Here is a 3,536-nt window from a genome sequence, read left to right as displayed (position 1 = left end):
AACTTCTTCCTTGTGATGTTTTTATCAAGTTTATTTTATCATTAATTCATCAATAAGTAAACGCTAACATAGGGACATTCTCAATCTTCTGTCTTTTGTTTTTCTCTTCTTTCTATGATACAATGGAAAAAATGAATTCAAAAGGAGTTTTTTATGACTTATCCAAATCTCTTGGACCGATTCTTAACCTACGTTAAGGTCAACACGCGCTCTGATGAACACTCTACTACTACTCCAAGTACTCAGAGTCAGGTTGACTTCGCAACCAATGTTCTTATCCCTGAAATGAAACGTGTTGGACTGCAAAATGTTTATTATCTGCCAAATGGTTTTGCAATTGGGACCTTACCAGCCAATGATCCATCTTTAACGCGTAAGATTGGCTTTATCTCCCACATGGATACTGCTGACTTTAATGCCGAAGGAGTTAATCCCCAGGTAATTGAAAACTACGATGGTGGTGTGATTGAACTTGGAAATTCTGGTTTTAAACTAGATCCAGCCGACTTCAAGAGTCTTGAAAAATATCCAGGACAAACGCTCATCACAACCGACGGAACAACCTTGCTAGGGGCTGATGACAAGTCTGGTATTGCTGAGATTATGACAGCCATTGAATATCTAACTGCTCATCCCGAAATCAAACACTGTGAGATTCGTGTTGGTTTTGGTCCAGATGAGGAAATCGGTGTTGGTGCTAATAAATTTGATGCGGATGATTTTGATGTGGATTTTGCCTACACTGTTGATGGTGGTCCACTAGGTGAACTTCAGTACGAGACCTTCTCAGCAGCTGGTGCTGAATTGCATTTCCAAGGACGCAATGTCCACCCTGGTACTGCCAAAGGGCAAATGGTCAACGCTCTTCAGCTAGCAATTGATTTTCATAATCAACTTCCAGAGAAAGACCGACCTGAGTTAACAGAAGGTTACCAAGGCTTCTACCATCTTATGGATGTGACAGGTAGTGTCGAAGAGGCGCGTGCAAGCTACATCATTCGTGATTTTGAAAAAGATGCCTTTGAAGCGCGTAAAGCAGCTATGCAGTCTATCGCTGATAAGATGAATCAAGAACTTGGTAGCGACCGTGTCACCCTAAACTTAACAGATCAGTACTATAATATGAAAGAAGTCATTGAAAAAGATATGACTCCAATTACCATTGCTAAAGCCGTTATGGAAGATCTGGGTATCACTCCTATAATCGAACCAATCCGTGGAGGAACAGACGGCTCTAAGATTTCCTTTATGGGAATCCCAACACCTAATATCTTTGCTGGTGGCGAGAATATGCATGGACGTTTTGAATACGTTAGCCTTCAGACTATGGAACGTGCAGTTGATACAATCATTGGTATCGTAGCTTATAAAGACTAAAAAGACGAGGTAGCTCAGCTACTTCGCCTTTCTTTTTATTATGCTGGTTTTTCTTGATTTCCAGCACTTGTTGTAGATTCTGTTGTTTCCTTTTCTGAAGCTGGTTCAGCAGGTTTAGAATCTGTTGTATTGCTTGGTTTGTTTTCGTCACTGGCAGTATCACTGTTAGATTCAGATGCTACTGGTGCTTCGGTTGCTGTACTTGCAATTGGTTGATTCTCTGCACTTGTGCTATCAGCATTCGATTCAGGTTTTGTTGCTGGACTTGCTTCTTCACTCGCACTTGATTTTGACTTGATTTCTTGATTCAAGACCAGAATAGCTTTTGTCAATTCAAGTAAAGCAGCCTTATCTTTACTCTTAGCAGAAAGTTGATCTAGTAGAGCATCCACCTTATCAAAGTCCTCATCAGAACCCTTATTGTTTTCTAAGTAAGCGTGAAGTGACATGAGGATATTGTAAAGTTTTTGATAGAGTACAAGTGTCTGAGGATCTTGCTCAGCATTTTCTTTCTCTTGTTGAAGAGCGCTGGCGATACGAGTCAAGACATCTTTCACCTGACTATTTACTTCATCCAAGTCTGCATCAGCTTTGTTTGTAGCAGCTTTGAGATTTTCTACTTCTTCTCCCAAGGATTGTCTGATTCCTTCTTCTTGGATTTGCTCTAAGAGTTGAGTTGCCTTGCTCAAGAGATTTTCTACTTGTTCCTTGCTGACATGATTGACATGCTCTTCAGGCATAAAGTCTCCATACAATTCTTTCAAGAAGCCATAAATAGCTGTCTTGGCACTTTGATTATCAACTTTTTCAGTATCTAGAACTGTCTGACTTGATTTCGCAGTAGTTGGCTGAGCTTTCAAAGCTTCTTCCACTTCTTGTTTTGCCTGATAGATACTTGGGAATAATTTGTTCAATTCTGCTGCCTTAAGGAAGGATTGTGATTGATACAAAGTCCAAGTCAACTGAGCTACTTTGTTTCGAAGTTCATCACTCAAACGACCGTCATTTACGTGTTCGTAGAAGTACTTGATGTATTCTACAGTTGTAACACCTGTTCGATCATTAAAGTCTTGAAGAGCTTGAAGTTGTGATTCAACCGCTACTAAAGCAGCCTCATCTTTAGCCAATTTAGCTTCTTGGAGTCGAACGAGAAGGTCTTTCTTAGGAAGTCCATAAGAGTCTGTATCCAAGGTATTGATTTTATCAATCAAGGCCTGATATTTCTTATCTAGAGCGCTTGTTTCAACAGGTTTGACACTTTCATCAATATGGATATATTGCTTATCAAAGAGATCCAGTGTTGCAAGATAACCTGCTGTAGAGTTAGTTGCCAGTTTCTTCATGTTTTCAGTAAACTGACCTAAGGCTAACTCAATCTGTCTTTGTTCGATAGGCTTGTCTTTGTAGATACTTCTGCTATCAGCTAGAAGTTGATCTACTTTCTCCAAGACTGCCTTCTCATCAAAAGCTCCAGGTTGATAATTGGATTGTAGGGCTGGAATCTTGTTTTTCAAAGCTACTTCATAGCCCTTCGTTTGAACCTTGATGTAGTGATTATGGTCGCCATGAGGAATCACAAAACTACCATTTTCTACCTGTAAGCTATAAGGAGACACACCATCTCGCAAAGCAGTGGTATAGAGTTCGTTTAGGAAATCAAGTTCTGGATTGCCAGTTTGGAGTGGCAAACGAACATGTTCCTTACGAACAGCATATGGGTGGATATGAGTTGGATCGTAGGCTTGGTCTGGATTTCCAAAGACAAAGAATCCGTTTGAAATTCTAATCGTTTCAAGTGGAACACCATAAGTTTTAGAGATATAAGCAATCTTTTCTTCATCGCTAGCATCTTTTGAGAAAGACTCTACCGTTTTAGCAAGAGGTTTTACAGGCTCTGCATCATGATGTGTTTTCAAATGATCCTGAGCTGCCTTAATTTGCTCTGCTGTCAAATCTTTCTTGAAGAAGTAATGATTGTGATCTCCATGTGACATGACAAAGCCTTGTTCATCCTCACTGATGACACGATTGGCATCAAAACCGTGATCATGGTCTTCATCATGATGGTGTCCATGATGATCTTCATCGTGATCGTCATCATGAACTGGATTTGGTGTTGCTGCATTTACCCCTTTCAAGTGGTCTTGCGCTGCCTTGAT

The 3,536-nt window shown here is 40.2% G+C and carries 2 protein-coding genes; one reads left to right on the top strand and one right to left on the bottom strand.

The window, feature by feature from the left end:
- Nucleotides 1-153 precede the first annotated feature (153 nt).
- Nucleotides 154-1,377: a peptidase T gene (gene pepT, locus ACLNCN_RS04060; protein ID WP_261091114.1), complete on the top strand. Its 1,224-nt coding sequence runs from the start codon at nt 154-156 to the stop codon at nt 1,375-1,377.
- 38 nt (nt 1,378-1,415) lie between these two features.
- Here the strand turns inward: pepT and ACLNCN_RS04055 are convergent.
- On the bottom strand, nt 1,416-3,536 hold a 2,121-nt coding region (locus tag ACLNCN_RS04055; RefSeq protein ID WP_424844682.1), incomplete at its 5' end, for a pneumococcal-type histidine triad protein.

This window comes from Streptococcus sp. CL8.13 (assembly GCF_049737895.1).
This window is presented reverse-complemented; position numbering and strand designations above follow the sequence as displayed.

Excerpts from the sequence above, each read along its gene's own strand:
- pepT (WP_261091114.1), top strand. The coding sequence starts at position 154 with ATGACTTATCCAAATCTCTTGGACCGATTCTTAACCTACGTTAAGGTC.